Here is an 18,242-nt window from a genome sequence, read left to right as displayed (position 1 = left end):
AATAAGTATCGGAATAATTTTATAGCTTAATTCACAAAACAGTCGCGTTTTGTCCTTTACAGCATAGTAGAAACTAGAGGCGGGGAAAGCGCTCATTTATGGCAACGATCACACTATAATGTGCCTGTTCGATATTGCACTCAGCATAGGGCAATGTGTTGTCGCGCACATTGATACCCAATTGATGAATCAAATTTTCAGAAATAATGTTAGAAAAGTTTTCCCACTGTTCAAGAGACATGTCAGATAAATATTCATTGCCATCATCTCCGTGATTTATTTTTCTTAATGATTCTGGCAACGCATCTCTTATCGCCTGCGGTGAATGCAGGGTAAAATCACCGTTAGCGATAGTGTTGTTGTAGATGATCGCACCAACACTTTTTCCATCAGCGATAGGGGAATAACCATAAATCTCGCCCATTTTAACCACCGCATCTTTTATCGCTGTTTGTATTTTTGGTTCCCAACCATTATTTTTATTTCCTGTAAAATAACGGATTTATCAACATCCAGCCAGATTTCATTTTTATCATGCAGCATGAGCGCAGCCCGAAATTGGCAGGCACCGTCTTCGCGCAATGAATACCGCAATTGGCTGTCGTTTTCCCGAAATGTGGCGTAGTTCAGCGCATCAAATCCCCCTTGCTGCGGGATAAACCATTTCGGTTTTACCGGCAGAGTATCAATCTGCATGATTTTTTCTTTCACCTGAACCGGAATGTTGTCCATGTACGGCCCCTCATCTTTAAGATGGGTACCCGCGATAAACAGCAGCTTAAACCGGTCCTGTAAAAAAGTATTGTTAACCCACTGTGGGTAATCAGTAATTAACGACTGGCATTGGGCACGCGCCTTTTCAGCCACCTCAGCGTCAACCCCATCATCCTGACACACAATACGACACAAATGATCCTGCGCAAGCGTTGATACTTCGCTTTTTCCCATGGCAAGATTTTGTAATAGTTCAAGGCTTTCACAGCAATTATTTTTTGCCTGATGATAAACGCTATCAAAATGTTCTTTTACGGTAATGCCACCGCCGCAGTCATGATACAGGGGTGTGTCTTCGATAGCCGCAGAAATAAGTTTATCGAGCGTATTAGCGTTCCATTTTTGATCACAATCCCTGGATGACTGAATAAACTCGGGTGATTCTCGGATTGATACTGATGTAGACATGTCATTTTACTTTTTGCTTTGAATTAATGGGTACTTTTACTCCTGTTTTCTATAGGTTTCATTCAAAAAAAGCCATTACTTTCCTCAAAAATCTTTATTAACAATATCGGCAAGCTATAAACGTAATCCGCTATAATCCGCGGTAGCGCAACGGCATACGCCGAATGCCCGTGTGTTTATTGGTGCGCACCCACTCCACAGGACCGGTTAAGGCAAAGGTGTCGATGTGGTTTAGCAATTCACGAAAGATCACCCGCATTTCCAACGTCGCCAATTGTGCGCCCAAACAGCCGTGTCCCCCACTGCCGAACGCCAGATGCGCGTTTTTTTCCCGGCAAATATCAAAGGTAAAGGGGTTATCAAACTGTCGCTCATCGCGGTTGGCCGATGCCCACCACAGCGTCACCTTCTCGCTCGCTCTGATCAGTTTGCCGCCAACTTCAACATCGCGCGTCGCGGTGCGGCGATTGTAAGGCGTAGGCGATGTCCAGCGCCCGGTTCATGCGCGCGGGTTCGCGTTGCAGCAGTTGCCACTGTTCCGGATACTGAATGAAAGCCAGTATTCCACCAGCGATGGCGTTGCGCGTCGTTTCTAAACCGGCCACCATCACAACGCTAAAGACCATCACCTGCTCGGTTGGGGTTAATCGTCCCAGATCGGCAGAAAGTTCTCCGGCGATCGCCAGTGAAACAATATCATCGCCCGGCGCGTGGCGGCGTTGCTCCACAAAACGCTGGGCGTAAGCAATAAACTGCTGCATGCCTTCTTGACTGCTGACGCTGCTCTGTCCCAATTGGCGATCGGCATAATCGAGCACCGCGTTGATCCAACCGTAGATCGGGTGTCTGTCTTCGGGGGGAATACCCACCAGATGCGCAATGGCAAACAGCGACAATTCGGCAACGATATCAGACACAAAATCCCCTTCCCCTTTGGCCAACGCGCTCACTACAGCCTGGCGCGCCGCCACGGTAAGAATGGGCTCCAAAGCGGCGATGCGCCCACGGGTGATCCCCGGAGCCATCAGGCGACGCAAGGCTTTATGGCGCGGGTCGTCCATCATGTTGATGACGGAACCCGGCCCCGCGGCACAGGGAAGATCCTCAATCATCGTTCCGCCACCGGTGCGCTCGCCGCCGCTTTGTGAGGAGAATGTATCAATGTCTTTGGCCAGCGGCAGAAGGTTTAGCCGATCGCCCTGAAGTGCCAACTGCGCTGCTGAGCGCGCCGCTGCCCTGATAGTTGCCACGCAGCGTAAGGTTTTCGCTGGCGGTGACACTACCATCATTTTGCAACGAGAGCGCATCCAGAAGCGCCGCGCCCCGGCTGGTAATCGCGCCCTGATTGTCCAGCACCACAGCGCGCAGGGTGGTATCCCCCCCTACGCTTAGCGTTCCGGCATTATGCAATGCACCCGCGGCTGTCGCGCTGTCCAGCATGAGCGTCAGTGCGCCCGAACTCTGAATCACACCGTCATTGGTCAGCGAGTCTGCCGTCAGCGCGATATTTTCTGCCTGCCACTCACCCAGATTTGTCATCCGTGCCGTATTGAACACGGCGTTACCGCGCGATTGCGGTTTGCCGGTGTCGAGGTTATCCAGCGCGTCGGTGACACTCAGCGTGAGCGTATCGGTACCCAACAGTGTGCCCGCATTGCGCAGCGTCGCCGCCATTACTTCCCTTGCCATTGCCCCTCATTGCTGAGTTGCCATGCGCTTGCCGCAATAGTCCCTTGGCTGAGCAATTCACCGGCGTTGCTTAGCTGATTATCAACAGTTAGCGTCAGGGCATCGGTGCCCATCAGCACGCCCTGATTATCCAGATCGCCGTTCAGGGTGATGGTCAGGCGGTTGGCCCCCGCCATTTGCCCCAGATTGGTGAGCGACGTTCCTGCTTCGGTTAACGCTAACCCTTGCAGTTAGCCGTTATTCGTCAGCACCGGGGCGAAAAGATCGAGCGCATCGGCTGCGACAATCGAACCGCTATTGCTCACGCGTGATACCGAGCGCGCCCAGTGACTGAATCCGTCCCTGATTGACAAGGGCGCCGCCTTGCCAGGCGAGCGTTGCTGATTGCCAACTGCCGCTGTTGTTGAACGACGTTCCAGAAAGCACGCCGTTGCCGCCCAGCACCATTTGCCCTTGGTTGTTCCAATCCGCAACCTGAATATCGCCGTCGCCGTGAATACTGACGCTGCCTTGCTGTAACCAGCGCTGTGCTTTCATCGCGAACTGTTGCGCCTGAATGTCGCCCTGCGTGTCCTCCGCCGACGCATCAAGCGTCAGTCGGTCTCCCGCGAACAGAGTGCCATCACGCGTTTGCGTCAGCGCATCGGTCACCACGATTTCTGCATCGTGGGTGGCCTGCACATTGGCTTGATTTCGCAGTGCATCCGCCTTGAGGTGTAGATCTGCCGCACTCACCGTGCCCAGGTTATCGATATGGCCTGCTTGCACACGCAAATCCTGTCCAGACTGCACCATGCCGCGATTGGTCAACGAGCGATCGAGTGTTAGCGTCATTCTTTCACCCGCGCTCAACGTACCGCTGTTATTCAGCGCGCCGCCCTGCAATGCAATTAACCGTTGCGCACTGAACGTTCCCGCGTTATTACGGTGATCGACAATATCGTCGTGCGCCAGCGGTTGTTCAATCATCAGCAAGTTGAAGCGATCGAGACGTTTGAAGAAATCGATATCATCCAGCGTATAGGCGGAGTTGGCATCGGCCATCAGCGTAATATCGCCAAAGGTACTGCGCAGCGCCTCGATGTAATCGATATCTTTGCCCGGTTTGATTTTGATCTTGATGCGGCGGTAACCCTCGTCCAGATAACCCGCCACCACTTCTACCAGTTTTTGCTGGGTAGACTGAATACCGATGCTGACGCCCGCTTCCACCCGATCGCGCGTCCCGCCAATAGCCTGATGTAGCGGAATACCCTGCTGTTTGGCAAAAGCATCCCAGATACCGCCTTCAATGGCCGCTTTAGCACAGTTGTTGCGCTTCACCGGCATAAAGATTTCACGCACCTCAGCGGGATGGGAAATCTCTCCGGCTTGCTTGACCATCGGGATAAGAAAATCCCGCATGATATGCCAGGCGGTAACGTTGGTTTCTTCGTTGTAGAAGGGCAAAGATATCGCGGAGCAATCGCCGTAGCCAATAACGCCCCCTGAGTGGACTTCTGCAATGGTGAAGTGCTTTTCCGTTTGGGTGGCAAAACTGGTAGTAAACGGCGTCTTGAGCGCCATTTTCATTTTGCGCGGTACAATCTTGTCAATTCTCATGCGTCTTTAACCCTGTATTTTTCGAAACCGATGTTTCTAGCCTCAGCGTTTTTCACGCTTGTTGGCCCAGCGAGATACCCAGTCCCCGGCGGTTTGCACCAGTTGTACCAACACCACCAGCGCGATCACGGTGATCACCATTACTTCGGTTTCGTAACGGTAATAGCCAAACCGGATTGCCAAATCCCCTACGCCACTACCACCGACAATACCGGCCATGGCAGAATAGCCGATCAGGCTGACCAGCGTGATGGTTAATCCGCGCAGCAGCCCCGCCAGCGCTTCCGGCAACAATACGGTGGCAATGATTCGCATCGGACTGGCACCAAACGCCTCTGCCGCTTCCACAATGCCGGGATCAACCTCACGCAGCGCAGAATCCACCAGCCTGGCATAAAAAGCGATGGCCGCGACAGACATCGGCACAGCCGCCACCATCGGGCCAATGGTGCTACCCAGCAGCCACTGCGCGAGCGGCAACAGCAACACCAGCAGAATCACGAACGGCACCGAACGAATAATATTCACCAACACGGTGGAGAGCAGATACACCACGCAGTTTTGCCAAAAAAGATGGCGATCGGTCACATAGATGGCGATACCGAGCGGCAGCCCTAATAGCACAGCGCCGAGCGTGGAAATCGATACCATGGTGAGGGTTTCACCAAACGCAACGCTCAACTCACCGAGTAATTCATTCATGGATCACCTCCACGCCAAAGGTATGCTGGCCGATGTAGGCAAGCGCGGCGCTGACGTTTTCCGCCCGTGCGCCATCTTGATGCGAAATCTGGGCAATGATATGCCCAAGCGCACGTTCATTGATGTATTCAATATTACCGTGCAGGATGTTGACGGATACCTGAAAGCGCTGTGCAACATCGGATAACACCGGTTGTTCCACAGAATCATCGGCAAACAGGATCTTCAACAATGGCCCTTTGTCAGAACGGAAAAAGCGCTCTGGTAAGTCTATCTTGTCGGCGTGATACACCAGTTGCCGGGTAAAGGGGTGTTGTGGTGCGGAGAACACATCAAACACGTCGCCATCTTCCACGATATTGCCGCCGGTCATCACTGCCATGCGGTGGCAGATGCTTTTGATAACGTTCATTTCGTGCGAGATGAGCACCATGGTAATGCCCAGTTGGCGATTAATATTTTTCAACAGCGCCAGAATGGAAGCCGAGGTTTCCAGATCGAGCGCTGAGGTAGGTTCATCGCACAGTAGCACATCGGGATGATTGGCAATGGCGCGAACGATCCCCACACGCTGTTTCTGACCGCCGCTTAACTGTGCCGGATAGGCATTGCCGCGATCGGACAGTCCCACCAGCGCCAGAATTTCCAGCACCCGTTGCGCGATATCGGCGCGAGATTTCCCGGCAGCGCGCAGGCTGAAGGCCACGTTTTCAAACACCGTACAGGTGTGCATCAGGTTAAAGTGCTGTAAAATCATACCAATATGCTGACGATGCTGACGCAATTCATGTCCCGATGCCTGGCTGATGACCGTATCACCAATGCGAACACTTCCCTTGGTAGGGCGTTGCAGCATATTGATGGTGCGCAGCAGCGTGCTTTTCCCTGCACCGCTGGTGCCGATAATACCGAACACCTCGCCGGGGCGGATGATTAAATTAACATCATTGACGGCCCTGACCTGCCCGGTTTTACCACCGGGAAAGTCAACGCACACGCCTTCTAACCGAATCATGACCGGGTTAACTCCTCTCGTGGATGCGGATAATGGATATGTTGCAGGAATATCATCCCACCGGCAGAATCCGGCTGTGCGGTGCCTGTTTGTTTGGCTACTTATTTATGTCACGAGGGGAACATAAAAATAAATAACACATATAAAACAAAAATATAAACATTATTATATCGTTGTGTTAAAGTAGTGAGAAATGAGCGTTGCGTCAATGAATAAAAAAGCAAACCAGCTTTCTCATTTTTAGAAGAGAGGATTGAAGAAATCATGGTGGGCACAGCAGCTTGGAATATCAAGTTTTTATAGAAAAATATGGCACAGACCCGCACCAGACAGGGGATTTATACATCCCTATCCGGAAAAGCAAGGGGACCGTCTGCTTGTTTCACGGTGGTTTCTGGAAAATGCCCTACGATAAAAGCTAACTTGATGCGGTGGCCGTGAAGCTGGTTGAAAATAACTTTTCTGTCTGGAATATCGAATATCGGCGAGTGGGTTATATCCAGAAAGGATATCCGGAGATTTTTGTTGATGCGATCAATGTATTAGCCCCTTTGAGCGATAAATATCCCTACCTTAATCTAATCTGCGCCCATTATATATTGCCGGCCATTCTGCGGGCGGCCATTTGAGCCTGTGGCTAGGCAATGATAAAACCGGCTTGGGTGAAAATGCATTGAACGTTATCCAAGACGCGTTCATCGGTCTGGCCCCCGTAGTTGATTTATTGCAGAGCTACCACGATGTACGGCGTCAGGAATTTATCGAAGCGTTCCTGGGCTGCACGTCGCCGATCGCCCTGCTACCCGCTCAGGGTAAGCAGGTTATTTTTCACGGCGAGAATGATGAGGTACTGCCTGTTGTCGAAATAGACGAATATGCGCGGCAAGCTCAGCAAAAAGGCACACCTGTTGAACTGATAAAAATAGCGGACGGTGAACACATGGATTTTTGCGATCCTGATAGTCTGTCGACTGCTCGGTTTATCCATTGGCTTAATGCACACGCCAGGCTGGTGATTTAATAGCACCACGAGTCCGCAGCGACATGTTATTCGCTGAAAAGACGCTCAGTACGCCCTTGTACTGAGCTTTATGCATAACCCCAACCTCAAGCTCGACGACTAGAGCGAAAGTAACAGCGCAAAAAAGATCAAACTCAGAATCACCGCCAGCAGCATATTACGCACGAAGAAAGCGATGATCACACTGAACAGTGCGCCCCACAAGTAGGGATTATCATCGAACGACCGCATAATGCCGTGATCCAATAGGATGATCGGGCCGCAAATTGCCGTCAGTAAACAGGGTGCCGAATATTTCAGAGCCTGCTGTATCAGTCCGGGGAGGCGAATAGGCAAACGCGGCTCAAGAAAAAGATAGCGATTGAGAAACACAATGCCCGCCAGCGCAAACAACAACGTACCACTCATAGCCCCTCCTCCTCGCGCCGTGACAGCAATGCCGAAAAGAACATACCGCTAAGCCCGGCGATCACCACCGCGCCTTCCACATGGTAATAGGCCAGCACCATCGAGAGTGACAGCGACAACACCACACCCAGCAACGTACTGATGGTGCGCACCATCGGCACAACAATGGTAATAAAGGTGGCAATAATCGAGAAATCCAGATGGTAGCTGTCTAAATCCGGTATTCGTGTCGCCATTGCTATCCCGGCCAGACTAAATATCACCCAGCAGACATAAAAAAACCGCCGGCGGCGATCAAATAGCTGACAGAACGCGGTGACTGTACCGACTTACCACCGCTCAGCGCGAACAGTTCATCAGTCAGCAAAAAGCCGATGGGGGGACGAAAGCGCAGTGCTAATCGAGAAACATAATCACGTAAGGTCAGCGAGTAGATAATATGTTGAGTGGTAATGAAAAAGACCGTGATCAGGATGGTCACGACATTGGCACCACTCATCACCAACCCCAGCGTAACCAACTGTGCGGCACCGGCAAACACAAATGCCGACAAACCAACACATTGCCAGAGCGGCAGCCCCGCCTGCACGACCATTGAGCCTGCCAATATTCCCCAGGGCAGCACCGCCAGACAGAACGGGAACATATCCAGAATACCCGCACGAATATCGCGCAGTGGTGAACCGATTGGGTGTGCATTTGAAGCGTAACCCGATTGTGGTGAAGCCTGCTTTTCCATAGCGTCCTGAGACCTGTGAGATAAATTGCGGTCATTCAGGCTAGCCAAGCAGAAGAGATACCGTATTGAACAAGATTGCTGCCAAGTACGGCAGTTTTATTTCGGTTAACTCAAGTCACAGCGCCTCTGGCACCGTTGGGTTCCACACGATGCTTTGTATAAAACTGCCGGGCGTGGTGCCAAAGGCATTTTTAAAATGGCGCGTAAAGTGGCTCTGATCGGAAAAACCACACTGCGAGGACACGGTGGCGAGCGTATACCCTTGCAGCATCAGCGCCTTCGCTTTGCGTAAGCGCGCTTGCACCTGATAGGCGTGCGGCGGAATGCCCACCAGCGCTTTAAATTGGCGTAAATAGTGCCATGGGCTCAGTTCCGCCATCGTCGCCAGCGCAGTCAACGACCACTCTTGTTCGGGCGTATCATCCAACAGCATTTTGGTTTGTAACACGTGCTGCTCGGAAAAAGGCAGCGTGCGCGGTGCTCGCCGCGTTTTGCTGTAGCGCAGCGTTAACCAACTCAGCGAAGAGAACAGCAGCGTTTCTTTTAACAGCGTGTTACCTGGCTGCGCCAGGAGTCGAAACGCCATCTGCAACTGCTGCGCCAGCCCCGGATCGTGCAGTACCGCGTCAGGAAACCACGGGACAGTGCCTTCCGCCTGATGGAGATCGTGCGATATAGACCGAAACAAATCCGGGTGCGGATAGATGGCTCGATAGGCCCAGCCGTTTTCTCTGGCCGAGCAACCGGTATGCACGTCATCCGCATTGACCAGAATAATGTCGCCCTGCGGCGCAACATGCTCGCCTCCGGAGCGGTAAAAACGTTGAGCACCTTCTTCAATGACCCCAATGCAAAAGGTATCATGCACATGACGAGAAAAACGCTGGCGGTAATAGCGCGCCTGCAACATTTCCAAGCCGCCGAAGGCTTCCAACCGATGGTACTGCGCCTGTTCACGTGGCGTTGCTTTGCTCATATTGCCCCCTGATACACCCTCTGTAAGCAGTATCCGGATATTCACACCATTGTCACCCGGCATTAAAATGAAGCGGAAGGCAAAGAAGATAACTTTTACTCTGCCGGTCTGAAATGGGCCTACAACCGATATCTGTACAGTAAAACGATTGAAGCCTTCACCAACGGTGAAGTAGGACGGTCCCTGGAGGTACTGCACCTATCTACCTGAAAGCCGAAGGCGGCTTGCGCTTCAAGCTGACCGATTGGTCTTCATTAAGCATGCGCGTAGTGCGTACCCGCATCGAAAGCAACCAGGGTGATGTGGACGATACCATGTATACGCTGGGTCTTGGCGTGGACTGGTAGCCCTTTCCGTTTGCCATTGGCCGGAACTGTACAGCCAATGGCTACGCGATTGATGATGTGTTGATTGGTGAGGTTAGATACCCCACCAGTCACCCTGTTCTGGATGTGCCTGTTTCGCCTGTTCTTGAAGTTCCCGCACGCGCTGCGCCAGCGCCGTTAAGCACTCATCTGCCATGCCGTGATTTTTTAGTGCCTCTTCCAACGCAAACAGATACTGCGCGTTGGTTCCCAGCGGACCGCTGGCTTTTGCGATCAGGGGCGCGACGCGATGTATGTAGGTATCGGCTTCAATCAACGGATGTTTCTCTTGCGACACAAACACCAACGCCGTGAGTGTGTCGCCGTTTTGGCAGTGCAATTCACACCATTCCGGCCGGTAGCATCCGGTGATCATTTCGCGTTTCCAGAGCAGCTCCAGATCTTCGCGCAGGGAGGCTTCCGGTAAGCGAAACGCCATGCCGGCGGTCTCGCCACCGGGCGTTAACGCCAGCATACGCCCGGGTTGTGTTGCTGTACCGCGCCCTGCCGTCAGGCACAGGCAAAATGCGCGCTGCCAGCCGGGAAGCGTGGCCAAACGAACTTCCTCCGGATTAAATACCGGATTCCACATCAATGAGCCATAACCAAAGACCCACACCGGGCTGTCAGGACGACGCGATAGCGTCTGGTTCAGGGAGTCCGCTCGCTGCTGCGGCGTGAGCAACAAGTTTTCTTCGATACAACCAAAAGACGTACCACAATCAGCCTTTTGTAAAAACTCGCGTGTTAACAATACTTTAAAACCCCAGAAACCCAATGGCCGTACAATAGTCACCACTCCGTTCCAGGCAAAAGCAGCGTAACTGCTTAAAATTCCTGCAACTGGTTTCAGAATATGCCATTCTTTGTGTGGCAATCAAGCTTGATCTTAATCACAAAGGGTTAATGTAACGCTGAAACCGTAAGAAAAAATGTTGAATGAGGCGTTTCAGCCAGGCGTGCTCTTTGCCTGTCACTAAAATGATAATCACTATCATCAACATGCTATGATGTTGTCCATCAAATCAATAATGATATCGGCTGAATGATAGAGAAATTTAATGGCTCATCCGACAGGTTTACGCCCCGCCCAACCCCGGCTAATTCACGTCAAACGCATTACCGATCTCTCACCGCATTTGCGTTGCATCACCTTTCACAGCGACACGTTGCCCGACTATCCGGCAGTCGGGCGGCATGCGGCACATATCAAACTGTTTTTAGCCCGCCCCGGCCAGCGTGCGCCGGTATTACCGACATTGGGTGAGCGCGGACCACAGTGGCTAGAGGGGGAAGTGCGCCCATTTGTGCGCACCTATACCATCTACGCTTTCCGGCCTGAATTGGGCGAAGTGGATGTCGTGTTTGCCCTGCATGAACATGGCGGACCCGCTGTAACCTTTGCACGTAACGCACAGCCCGGTGACAGTGTAGGTATCACCCAACCGGGTGGCCCACACCCGATGCTGCCTGCGGCTAGCGCCTACTTTCTGGCAGGCGATCCGTCTTCATTGCCCGCCATCGCTGCGCTGCTCAGCACACTGCCGCCGGACGCCACGGGCCACGCCGTTATCCGCATCGACAGCGAGGCCGATCGTCTGATCCTGATCGCCCCCGCGGGTTTCAGCGTGCACTGGATTGTCGGCTCTACCGCCAGCACGGATAAGCACGGATATGCTGCTGCAACAGTTTCATGCCGTGACGCGTGATGTTGATGCCAGCCACGCATTTTTCTGGCTGGCCGGTGAAGACCGTATTGTGGTGCAACTACCTCGTTACCTGAGACGTGAACTCAATGTTGAAAGAAGTCAGCTTTATGCTGTGCCGTACTGGCGTGAAGGGTTAAACGAAGAAGATTATCACCAAAAACGTCACGATGTTATGGATAACCCTGATGACTGATTCATCAAAAATTCACTGGTTACATCAATACAGTGGGGAGAAAAGTGCCAAATCCTCCCCGCTTGACCTTTTTTTATCACCAAGAATGTAAAATTACTTAAAATATCCCGCCTGCTGCGCGTATTCTGTTAATCTGCTTTTTGTTTTTTAGGCTATAACTACCTGTGAGCAACTTTTTCCGCAACGTCACACCCTTGCATATGAATCGCGGCTTCCATCTGCGTATCTCATGTGGAGAGAACAATAAGGCGTGCAGCACTGCTAGTAAGACTCAATACTTTTGATAAGGAGCCGCCTGCCATGAAGTCTCAAACTGAGGTGATCAAAACGCGTCACCACGAATATTCTCTGATCTTCCCGATTATCGCGCTGTTTGTCTTGTTGCAATGGAGCGATGCACAACACCTGATTGCCATCCTTGGCATCAACTTTATTGCTTTGGTGGGTATCCTCGCCAGCGCCTTTAGCGTAGTACGCCATGCCGATGTGCTGGCCCACCGACTGGGTGAACCCTATGGCTCTCTGATCCTCAGCCTCTCCGTGGTTATTCTGGAAGTGAGACTGATCTCTGCGCTGATGGCTACCGGCGATGCCGGCCCTGACCTGATGCGTGACACACTCTACTCCATTATCATGATTGTCAGCGGCGGTCTGGTCGGGTTCGCTCTGTTGTTAGGTGGTCGAAAATTTGCCACCCAGCACGTCAATCTGATCGGTATCAAACAGTATCTGATGGCTATTTTCCCGCTGGCCATCATTGTGCTGGTATTTCCCAGCTCACTGCCGGGCGGTAATTTCACCACTGGCCAGGCGCTGATTATCGCGCTCATTTCCGCCGCCATGTACGGCGTATTTCTGTTGATTCAAACGCGCACACACCATAGCCTGTTCGTCTATGAACATGAACATGAACATGAACATGAAAGTGACGATGGCGACCCACACCACGGCAAACCCTCTGCGCACAGTTCCCTGTGGCACACGGCCTGGCTGCTGGTTCATCTGGTGGCGGTGATCAGTATTACCAAAATGGACTCCGCGCCGTTAAATGTCCTGCTGACACGAAGGGTTAGGCGCTATCAAAGCGGTTCTGCGCAATCAGGTGCAGCGGGCGATGAATCTGTTTTTCGGTTCGGTACTGGCCACCATTTCACTGACCGTTCCGGCGGTGACGATCATTGCCAGCCTGACGGGCAACACGCTGAACTTCGGCCTGGAGACACCGAACATCGTTGTTATGGTCTCGGTACTGATGCTGTGTCATATTTCGTTCTCAACGGGCAGAACCAACGTATTAAATGGCAGCGCACATTTAGCACTGTTTGCTGCCTATTTGATGACAATCATGCTGTGATCCTACGGGAAAGCCCTAATTTTGCTTCAGGGCTGCCCCCATTTTGATGTAAGTCTTAACACTTCCCACTTAACAGGCGTATCCTACACTTCACTTATCGACGACGGGCTCCCAGCCCGCCATTTTTTTGTCCTTTTTTGGTCTGACATAAGATGAAAACGCATGGAGTTAGCGGGGTTACGCCCTTTAGTGCGCTGATCGCCGCCTGTTGGCGCGAAAAATATACCTCACAACGTTTGGTTCACGACATTATCGCGGGCATCACCGTAGGGATTATCGCCATTCCATTGGCAATGGCGTTGGCGATTGCTAGTGGTGTTCCGCCACAGTACGGGCTTTACACCTCCGCCATTGCCGGGATTGTCATCGCCGTAACCGGCGGGTCGCGCTATAGCGTCTCCGGCCCAACGGCGGCCTTCGTGGTTATTCTTTATCCGGTTTCGCAACAATTTGGCCTCTCTGGTTTATTGGTGGCTACGCTGCTCTCCGGTGTGTTCCTGGTCTTGATGGGCGTCTGTCGCTTCGGTCGCCTGATCGAATATATTCCGCTTTCGGTCACCCTTGGCTTTACCTCCGGTATCGGCATCACCATTGCCACCATGCAGATTAAAGATCTGTTCGGTCTGCACCTGACCACCGTACCGGAACACTATATCGAGAAGGTAATAGCGCTGGCACAAGCGTTGCCAACGGTGACGCTGGCAGACACGCTGATCGGCCTGACTACGCTGGCAGCGCTGATTCTGTGGCCCAAATTGGGTATCCGTCTGCCAGGGCATTTGCCCGCATTGCTGGCGGGCGTTGCTGTTATGGGCATTATGTCTCTGATGGGGCACGATGTCGCCACCATCGGTTCTCGCTTTAGCTATATGTTAGCTGATGGCACGCAGGGACAGGGCATTCCGCCCATTCTGCCGCAGTGGGTGCTGCCCTGGAATGTCTCAGCTCCCGGTGAACCTAGCATGACGCTCAACTGGGCAAGCATTTCCGCCCTGCTCCCTGCAGCGTTTTCCATGGCAATGCTCGGTGCTATCGAATCACTGCTGTGCGCCGTAGTGTTAGATGGCATGACCGGCAAAAAGCACAACTCCAACGCAGAATTGATGGGACAAGGTTTTGGCAATCTGGTGGCCCCGTTCTTCGGCGGCATCACGGCGACTGCGGCAATCGCGCGCTCCGCAGCCAACGTGCGCGCCGGAGCAACCTCGCCTGTCTCGGCTGTAGTGCATGCGCTTTTAGTGCTACTGGCGCTTTTGGTACTGGCTCCCTGGCTCTCTTATCTGCCGCTGGCAGCCATGGCGGCCTTGTTGCTGATCGTTGCCTGGAACATGAGTGAAGCCCATAAAGTGGTGGATTTGCTGCGTCATGGCCCCAAAGACGACATCATTGTCATGATGCTTTGCATGTCGCTGACGGTACTGTTCGATATGGTAATTGCGATTACGGTGGGGATTGTTTTGGCATCACTGCTGTTTATGCGCCGCATTGCCCAAATGACCCGGCTGAGCGAATTGCCTGAAACCTCATCGCCTGAACGGTTGGTACTGCGGGTTAACGGTCCGCTGTTTTTCGCGGCGGCGGAGCGCATCTTCAACGATATCTTGCAGCGTAGTGAGAACTACCAGGCCATCATTTTGCAATGGGATGCGGTGCCGATTCTGGATGCAGGCGGTCTGAATGCCTTCTTGCGCTTCAGCGATGCGCTACCTGCTGACAAGCAGCTATTGGTCACCGATATCCCGTTCCAGCCGCTGAAAACGCTGGCGCGAGCCAATGTACATCCCATCGCGGGACGTCGCACGTTTTATCCAACCCTGGCTCAGGCACTGGAAGCAACACATTCTATTAATTAATCTGCCCGGTCACAGGGCCGCTCTGCGGCCTAGACCGGTGTAATCTGGACGCTCAGGCACTCATTGCGCTGCGTCACCGTCGCCGAAGCCGCGCAGGCTTCCCGGATTGTCACCAACTGTGGCGGGGTCAGTGGATACGGCAGCACAATATTTAGCGCCGTCAGTTTTTGCTGCTGCGCCAACGCGATAAGCCGCGTCAGGTTGGTTTCATCGTTGACCTGCGTGGAAAGTACCTGCATTGCCAGCATTTTCATTTGCTCTTGCGGTGCGACCTGACGCGCCGAGGCAGATTTTGTCACCATGCCTATAATAGGCAACACGCCATACATGGCATCAATAAAACGCCAGCGTTTATTACACAGCGCTGCCAAATACTCAGCGTAATCAATACTCAACGTCTCATCGGAACGTTATTGCCCATGTCCTTCTCTCCTGTTCGCCAGTAGGTTCATCGCGTTACTTGTACGTCAATCACCTTTCATCAAGCGTCGATAATACATCTGCCCTGTTTTACCAGGCTCACGGATTACCTTTCTATATTGTCACGAGCGTGCGTTTTTTGACAGCGCGAGCACGTTATCAAGTTCACGATATTGCAATGAAATCCGCTATCTGCGCGTTATACCCTTTTACGCTTCATTGCTGGCGCCGTCATTGTGTGGGCGCTATGCTAACGCAAGACGAAAAACGGTTTGCCACAGGGCAGACTGACGACATTGCAACAATAACTACGGTGACTATGCACAAGATTGGCCTTTGTGGAAGATGACCCTGAAGTGGGCAAATTGATTGCGGCTTATCTGGGAAAACATGACATTGATGTTCATCTGGAGCCGCGCGGCGATAAAGCGCTCGACTTTATCGCGCAGCAAAACCCCGATCTGGTATTGTTGGATGTGATGCTGCCCGGCAAGGATGGCATGACCATCTGTCGCGAGTTGCGCCTCTTGTACAGCGGCCCGATTGTTCTGTTAACCTCTCTTTTGATAGTGACATGAACCACATCCTGGCGCTGGAGATGGGTGCCGATGATTACATCCTGAAAACCACGCCACCGGCAGTGCTGCTTGCCCGTTTGCGGCTGCATTTGCGCCAATATTCAGCGCAACCTGCCGCACAGACAGCGACCGAAGCGCCGACGGTGCAGACACAGGTTCAGGTACATAAAACGCTGCATTTCGGGTTACTGTGTATCGATCCGGTTAACCGCGAAGTGACGCTGGCGGAAGAGAACATTGTACTGTCCACTGCCGATTTCGATTTGCTGTGGCAGTTGGCCACCCATGCCGGGCACACCATGGATCGCGATCTGCTGCTAAAGAATCTATGACGGCATGGATCGCAGCATTGACGTGGCCATTTCCCGTCTGCGTAAAAAGCTGCATGACAATGCGCTGGAACCCTTCCGCATCAAGACGGTTCGCAACAAAGGTTATCTTTTCGCCCCGAACGCCTGGGAGAGCACAACGCCATGAGAAAGCTGTTTGTGCAGTTTTTTCTCTTGCTATTTGCCAGCTTCGTGGTGATGACGCTGCTGGTTGGGTGGGTGTACAAGATGACCGCGGAGCGCGCTGGCAGGCAATCGATGAACGATCTGATGAAGAGTTCGCTCTATCTGATCCGCAACGAATTGCGTACCATCCCACCGCGCGAGTGGCATAAAACCATCAACGAGATGGATTTGCATCTGTCATTCAAACTGAACATTGAGCCACTGAGCAAATACCGCTTGTCGCCTAAGGCGCAGCAGCGATTGAATCAGGGCGAAATTGTCGCAATAGAAGATCAATACACCTTTATCCAACGCATTCCCCGCTCTCACTATGTGCTTTCGGTCGGACCAATCCCTTATCTGTTTTTCTTGCATGAAATGCGGCTGTGGGATTTGTTGTTTGTGATGTTGATTGGCCTTTCTCTGGCACTGCCGGTGTTCTTGTGGATGCGACCGCACTGGTAGGCAATGCTGAAGCTGGAAAATGCCGCACAGCGACTGGGTGAAGGACACCTTGAAGAACGCCTGCGCTACGATAACACCTCAAGCATGGTACGACTCGGCATCTCATTTAACCAAATGGCCGATAATCTGAACCAGCTTATCGTCAGTAAAAAAAGGCTGATTGACAACATCGCCCATGAATTGCGCACGCCGCTGGTGCGCCTGCGTTATCGCCTGGCCATGAGTGATAACCTAAGCGAAGATGAACAGACGGCGCTCAACCGAGATATAGGGCAACTGGAAGCCCTCATCGACGAGTTGCTGACTTATGCGCGTCTCGATCGCCCTCAGGTGTCGCTTCATCTTACGCACATTGATTTTGCTGCCTGGCTGCAAAACAAGGTTGAGGAGTGGAGCATGTTGCACGCGGACAAGGCGTTTGGATTATCGATTCCCCCCGGCACGGATATCGGCTATCTCGATATGCGTCTGATGGAACGGGTGCTGGATAATCTGGTCAATAACGCGCTGCGCTTTTGCCGCGAACGCATCACCGTCAGCGTTTCCCGTGAGGGGGCAATGGCCTGCCTTCAGGTCGATGACGATGGCCCCGGTATCGCCCCGGAAGACAGGGAAAATGTCTTTGAACCCTTTATCCGCCTGGAAGCAGGATTGGAAAATAGCAGCGGTGGCTGCGGGCTGGGCCTCGCGATTGTTTATGCGATTGTGCAAGCGTATGACGGCACCATCGTGGTAGAAAGCAATGAATGGGGTGGCGCGCGTTTTCGCTTCTGCTGGCCGATTAAAACTGAAATACCTACCCGTCCTGCACTCACACCCTGATGGGTGTACATTGCGTTACACACCGATACCAATGACTCACAGACCCCCAATGGGCTTTTTCTTATGCTTCTTTCACCGGGCCACTTCAAGGTCCAACATGTGAACGGAATAATGAGGAATTGATGATGAAAAAAGTATTAGTGTTGATCGCAGGTGCGGCTCTGGGTCTCTCCTCTGTCGCGTTTGCAGCGAACACCACCGCAGCACCGGTAACCACACCTGCTGCACACGCTCAGGAACATGCCAAAAAGACTGTGAAAAAAGCCGCTAAAAAGCCGGCTCCGACCGCAGCGTAAGGCCAGCGCAGCACAGTTCCTTGTCTCAAGTACCCTGTTCCGGCGGGGACTTGTTAGCCAACAAAACGTAAACAGTTCCCGTCTTTAAAAGGGATTGGCTCCTCGCAGGGATCTCGAGTCTGACACCCGGTTCGCTGGGTGTTTTTTATGGCAGGCATTCCAACTGCTGCCCTTCGAGAAGCCGCCGTATGCCCAAATGCGCACGGCATGTAATGGGGTGCCCGATGATGTTTCATCGCTACTCATTTGAAATCGCATTTTCCCTGGTACTAGTGTGCGGGTTTATCACGCTGTTGTTCTTTTTATGACGGACACATTATCGATTCATGGTAGCGCCGCTACCGGCATAGCGGGCAAAC

General features: G+C 52.5%; 16 protein-coding genes and 7 pseudogenes. 9 read left to right on the top strand and 14 right to left on the bottom strand.

What is annotated here, in order from left to right; genetic code table 11:
* Positions 1-73: 73 nt before the first annotated feature.
* From ACMZI0_RS14190 to ACMZI0_RS14150, 9 genes and pseudogenes are all read right to left on the bottom strand, one after another.
* Positions 74-424, bottom strand: coding sequence for a hypothetical protein (locus ACMZI0_RS14190; RefSeq protein WP_415673411.1), 351 nt, complete (start codon positions 422-424; stop codon positions 74-76).
* Between the two features lie 17 nt (positions 425-441).
* Positions 442-948, bottom strand: a complete 507-nt coding sequence (locus tag ACMZI0_RS14185; RefSeq protein ID WP_415673410.1) for a hypothetical protein — start codon at positions 946-948, stop codon at positions 442-444.
* 364 nt (positions 949-1,312) lie between these two features.
* A pseudogene (locus tag ACMZI0_RS14180) lies at positions 1,313-1,615 on the bottom strand (cytochrome P450); the annotation flags it as partial.
* Positions 1,616-1,622: 7 nt separating this feature from the next.
* Positions 1,623-2,393: a hypothetical protein gene (locus ACMZI0_RS14175; RefSeq protein WP_415673409.1), complete on the bottom strand. Its 771-nt coding sequence runs from the start codon at positions 2,391-2,393 to the stop codon at positions 1,623-1,625.
* Positions 2,341-2,871 (bottom strand): hypothetical protein, encoded by a 531-nt coding sequence (locus tag ACMZI0_RS14170; protein WP_415673408.1) that lies wholly within the window; start codon positions 2,869-2,871, stop codon positions 2,341-2,343. The genes ACMZI0_RS14175 and ACMZI0_RS14170 overlap by 53 nt, the downstream gene beginning before the upstream one ends.
* The gene (locus ACMZI0_RS14165; protein ID WP_415673407.1) at positions 2,856-3,047 is read right to left on the bottom strand and encodes a hypothetical protein; all 192 of its coding nucleotides are present in this window, start codon (positions 3,045-3,047) and stop codon (positions 2,856-2,858) included. Before ACMZI0_RS14165 ends, ACMZI0_RS14170 begins: the two co-directional genes overlap by 16 nt.
* Positions 3,048-3,165: 118 nt before the next feature.
* Positions 3,166-4,473, bottom strand: a complete 1,308-nt coding sequence (menC, locus tag ACMZI0_RS14160; RefSeq protein WP_415673406.1) for an o-succinylbenzoate synthase — start codon at positions 4,471-4,473, stop codon at positions 3,166-3,168.
* Positions 4,474-4,515: 42 nt separating this feature from the next.
* Positions 4,516-5,175, bottom strand: a complete 660-nt coding sequence (locus ACMZI0_RS14155; protein WP_415673405.1) for a methionine ABC transporter permease — start codon at positions 5,173-5,175, stop codon at positions 4,516-4,518.
* Positions 5,168-6,190, bottom strand: a complete 1,023-nt coding sequence (locus ACMZI0_RS14150) for a methionine ABC transporter ATP-binding protein (protein WP_415673404.1) — start codon at positions 6,188-6,190, stop codon at positions 5,168-5,170. Before ACMZI0_RS14150 ends, ACMZI0_RS14155 begins: the two co-directional genes overlap by 8 nt.
* A 437-nt stretch (positions 6,191-6,627) precedes the next feature.
* Here ACMZI0_RS14150 and ACMZI0_RS14145 point away from each other — a divergent pair, with 437 nt between their 5' ends.
* Together ACMZI0_RS14145 and ACMZI0_RS14140 are read left to right on the top strand one after the other, a co-directional pair.
* A complete protein-coding gene (locus ACMZI0_RS14145; protein ID WP_415673403.1) occupies positions 6,628-6,819 on the top strand; it encodes a hypothetical protein in 192 nt (63 codons plus the stop codon).
* Complete coding sequence (locus ACMZI0_RS14140) at positions 6,816-7,211, top strand: alpha/beta hydrolase family protein (RefSeq protein ID WP_415673402.1); 396 nt, start codon at positions 6,816-6,818, stop codon at positions 7,209-7,211. Before ACMZI0_RS14145 ends, ACMZI0_RS14140 begins: the two co-directional genes overlap by 4 nt.
* Before the next feature lie 99 nt (positions 7,212-7,310).
* Here ACMZI0_RS14140 and ACMZI0_RS14135 read toward each other — a convergent pair whose 3' ends face one another.
* The 3 genes and pseudogenes from ACMZI0_RS14135 to ACMZI0_RS14125 form a co-directional block, all read right to left on the bottom strand.
* Complete coding sequence (locus ACMZI0_RS14135; protein ID WP_415673401.1) at positions 7,311-7,619, bottom strand: AzlD domain-containing protein; 309 nt, start codon at positions 7,617-7,619, stop codon at positions 7,311-7,313.
* Positions 7,616-8,265 (bottom strand): annotated as a pseudogene (locus tag ACMZI0_RS14130) (AzlC family ABC transporter permease). Before ACMZI0_RS14130 ends, ACMZI0_RS14135 begins: the two are co-directional and overlap by 4 nt.
* Before the next feature lie 208 nt (positions 8,266-8,473).
* Positions 8,474-9,334, bottom strand: a complete 861-nt coding sequence (locus tag ACMZI0_RS14125; protein WP_415673400.1) for an AraC family transcriptional regulator — start codon at positions 9,332-9,334, stop codon at positions 8,474-8,476.
* 84 nt (positions 9,335-9,418) lie between these two features.
* On the opposite strand from ACMZI0_RS14125, the pseudogene ACMZI0_RS14120 reads away from it, so the two are divergent.
* Positions 9,419-9,681: pseudogene (locus ACMZI0_RS14120) on the top strand (DUF481 domain-containing protein); the annotation flags it as partial.
* A 73-nt stretch (positions 9,682-9,754) separates the two neighbouring features.
* Here the strand turns inward: ACMZI0_RS14120 and ACMZI0_RS14115 are convergent.
* A complete protein-coding gene (locus ACMZI0_RS14115; protein ID WP_415673450.1) occupies positions 9,755-10,453 on the bottom strand; it encodes a gamma-glutamylcyclotransferase in 699 nt (232 codons plus the stop codon).
* Between the two features lie 307 nt (positions 10,454-10,760).
* On the opposite strand from ACMZI0_RS14115, the pseudogene ACMZI0_RS14110 reads away from it, so the two are divergent.
* The 3 genes and pseudogenes from ACMZI0_RS14110 to dauA all read left to right on the top strand — a co-directional run bounded on the left by ACMZI0_RS14110 (position 10,761) and on the right by dauA (position 14,808).
* A pseudogene (locus tag ACMZI0_RS14110) lies at positions 10,761-11,601 on the top strand (siderophore-interacting protein).
* A gap of 300 nt (positions 11,602-11,901) precedes the next feature.
* Positions 11,902-12,955: pseudogene (chaA, locus tag ACMZI0_RS14105) on the top strand (sodium-potassium/proton antiporter ChaA).
* 152 nt (positions 12,956-13,107) lie between these two features.
* Positions 13,108-14,808, top strand: a complete 1,701-nt coding sequence (gene dauA / locus ACMZI0_RS14100) for a C4-dicarboxylic acid transporter DauA (protein WP_415673399.1) — start codon at positions 13,108-13,110, stop codon at positions 14,806-14,808.
* Between the two features lie 29 nt (positions 14,809-14,837).
* Here the strand turns inward: dauA and ACMZI0_RS14095 are convergent, their stop codons facing one another.
* Positions 14,838-15,203 (bottom strand): hypothetical protein, encoded by a 366-nt coding sequence (locus ACMZI0_RS14095; protein ID WP_415673398.1) that lies wholly within the window; start codon positions 15,201-15,203, stop codon positions 14,838-14,840.
* A gap of 354 nt (positions 15,204-15,557) precedes the next feature.
* On the opposite strand from ACMZI0_RS14095, the pseudogene rstA reads away from it, so the two are divergent.
* From rstA to ACMZI0_RS14080, 3 genes and pseudogenes are all read left to right on the top strand, one after another.
* Positions 15,558-16,283 (top strand): annotated as a pseudogene (gene rstA, locus ACMZI0_RS14090) (two-component system response regulator RstA).
* A pseudogene (gene rstB, locus ACMZI0_RS14085) lies at positions 16,280-17,587 on the top strand (two-component system sensor histidine kinase RstB). The pseudogenes rstA and rstB overlap by 4 nt, the downstream one beginning before the upstream one ends.
* A gap of 122 nt (positions 17,588-17,709) precedes the next feature.
* On the top strand, positions 17,710-17,883 hold the full coding sequence (locus ACMZI0_RS14080) for an acid shock protein (RefSeq protein ID WP_415673397.1): 174 nt from the start codon (positions 17,710-17,712) through the stop codon (positions 17,881-17,883).
* Positions 17,884-18,242 lie beyond the last annotated feature (359 nt).

It is taken from the genome of Symbiopectobacterium sp. (genome assembly GCF_047692315.1).
GTDB lineage: Bacteria > Pseudomonadota > Gammaproteobacteria > Enterobacterales > Enterobacteriaceae > Symbiopectobacterium.
The sequence above is the reverse complement of the archived record's forward strand: the minus strand, read 5'-3'. Positions and strand labels throughout refer to the sequence as shown.

What these genes read in the sequence shown, in the direction of transcription:
- ACMZI0_RS14190 (WP_415673411.1), bottom strand. Translation starts at nt 424, where the DNA reads ATGGGCGAGATTTATGGTTATTCCCCTATCGCTGATGGAAAAAGTGTT.
- ACMZI0_RS14185 (WP_415673410.1), bottom strand. Translation starts at nt 948, where the DNA reads ATGGGAAAAAGCGAAGTATCAACGCTTGCGCAGGATCATTTGTGTCGT.
- ACMZI0_RS14170 (WP_415673408.1), bottom strand. Translation starts at nt 2,871, where the DNA reads ATGGCAAGGGAAGTAATGGCGGCGACGCTGCGCAATGCGGGCACACTG.
- ACMZI0_RS14165 (WP_415673407.1), bottom strand. Translation starts at nt 3,047, where the DNA reads ATGGCGGGGGCCAACCGCCTGACCATCACCCTGAACGGCGATCTGGAT.
- menC (WP_415673406.1), bottom strand. Translation starts at nt 4,473, where the DNA reads ATGAGAATTGACAAGATTGTACCGCGCAAAATGAAAATGGCGCTCAAG.
- ACMZI0_RS14155 (WP_415673405.1), bottom strand. Translation starts at nt 5,175, where the DNA reads ATGAATGAATTACTCGGTGAGTTGAGCGTTGCGTTTGGTGAAACCCTC.
- ACMZI0_RS14150 (WP_415673404.1), bottom strand. Translation starts at nt 6,190, where the DNA reads ATGATTCGGTTAGAAGGCGTGTGCGTTGACTTTCCCGGTGGTAAAACC.
- ACMZI0_RS14135 (WP_415673401.1), bottom strand. Translation starts at nt 7,619, where the DNA reads ATGAGTGGTACGTTGTTGTTTGCGCTGGCGGGCATTGTGTTTCTCAAT.
- ACMZI0_RS14125 (WP_415673400.1), bottom strand. Translation starts at nt 9,334, where the DNA reads ATGAGCAAAGCAACGCCACGTGAACAGGCGCAGTACCATCGGTTGGAA.
- dauA (WP_415673399.1), top strand. Translation starts at nt 13,108, where the DNA reads ATGAAAACGCATGGAGTTAGCGGGGTTACGCCCTTTAGTGCGCTGATC.
- ACMZI0_RS14080 (WP_415673397.1), top strand. Translation starts at nt 17,710, where the DNA reads ATGATGAAAAAAGTATTAGTGTTGATCGCAGGTGCGGCTCTGGGTCTC.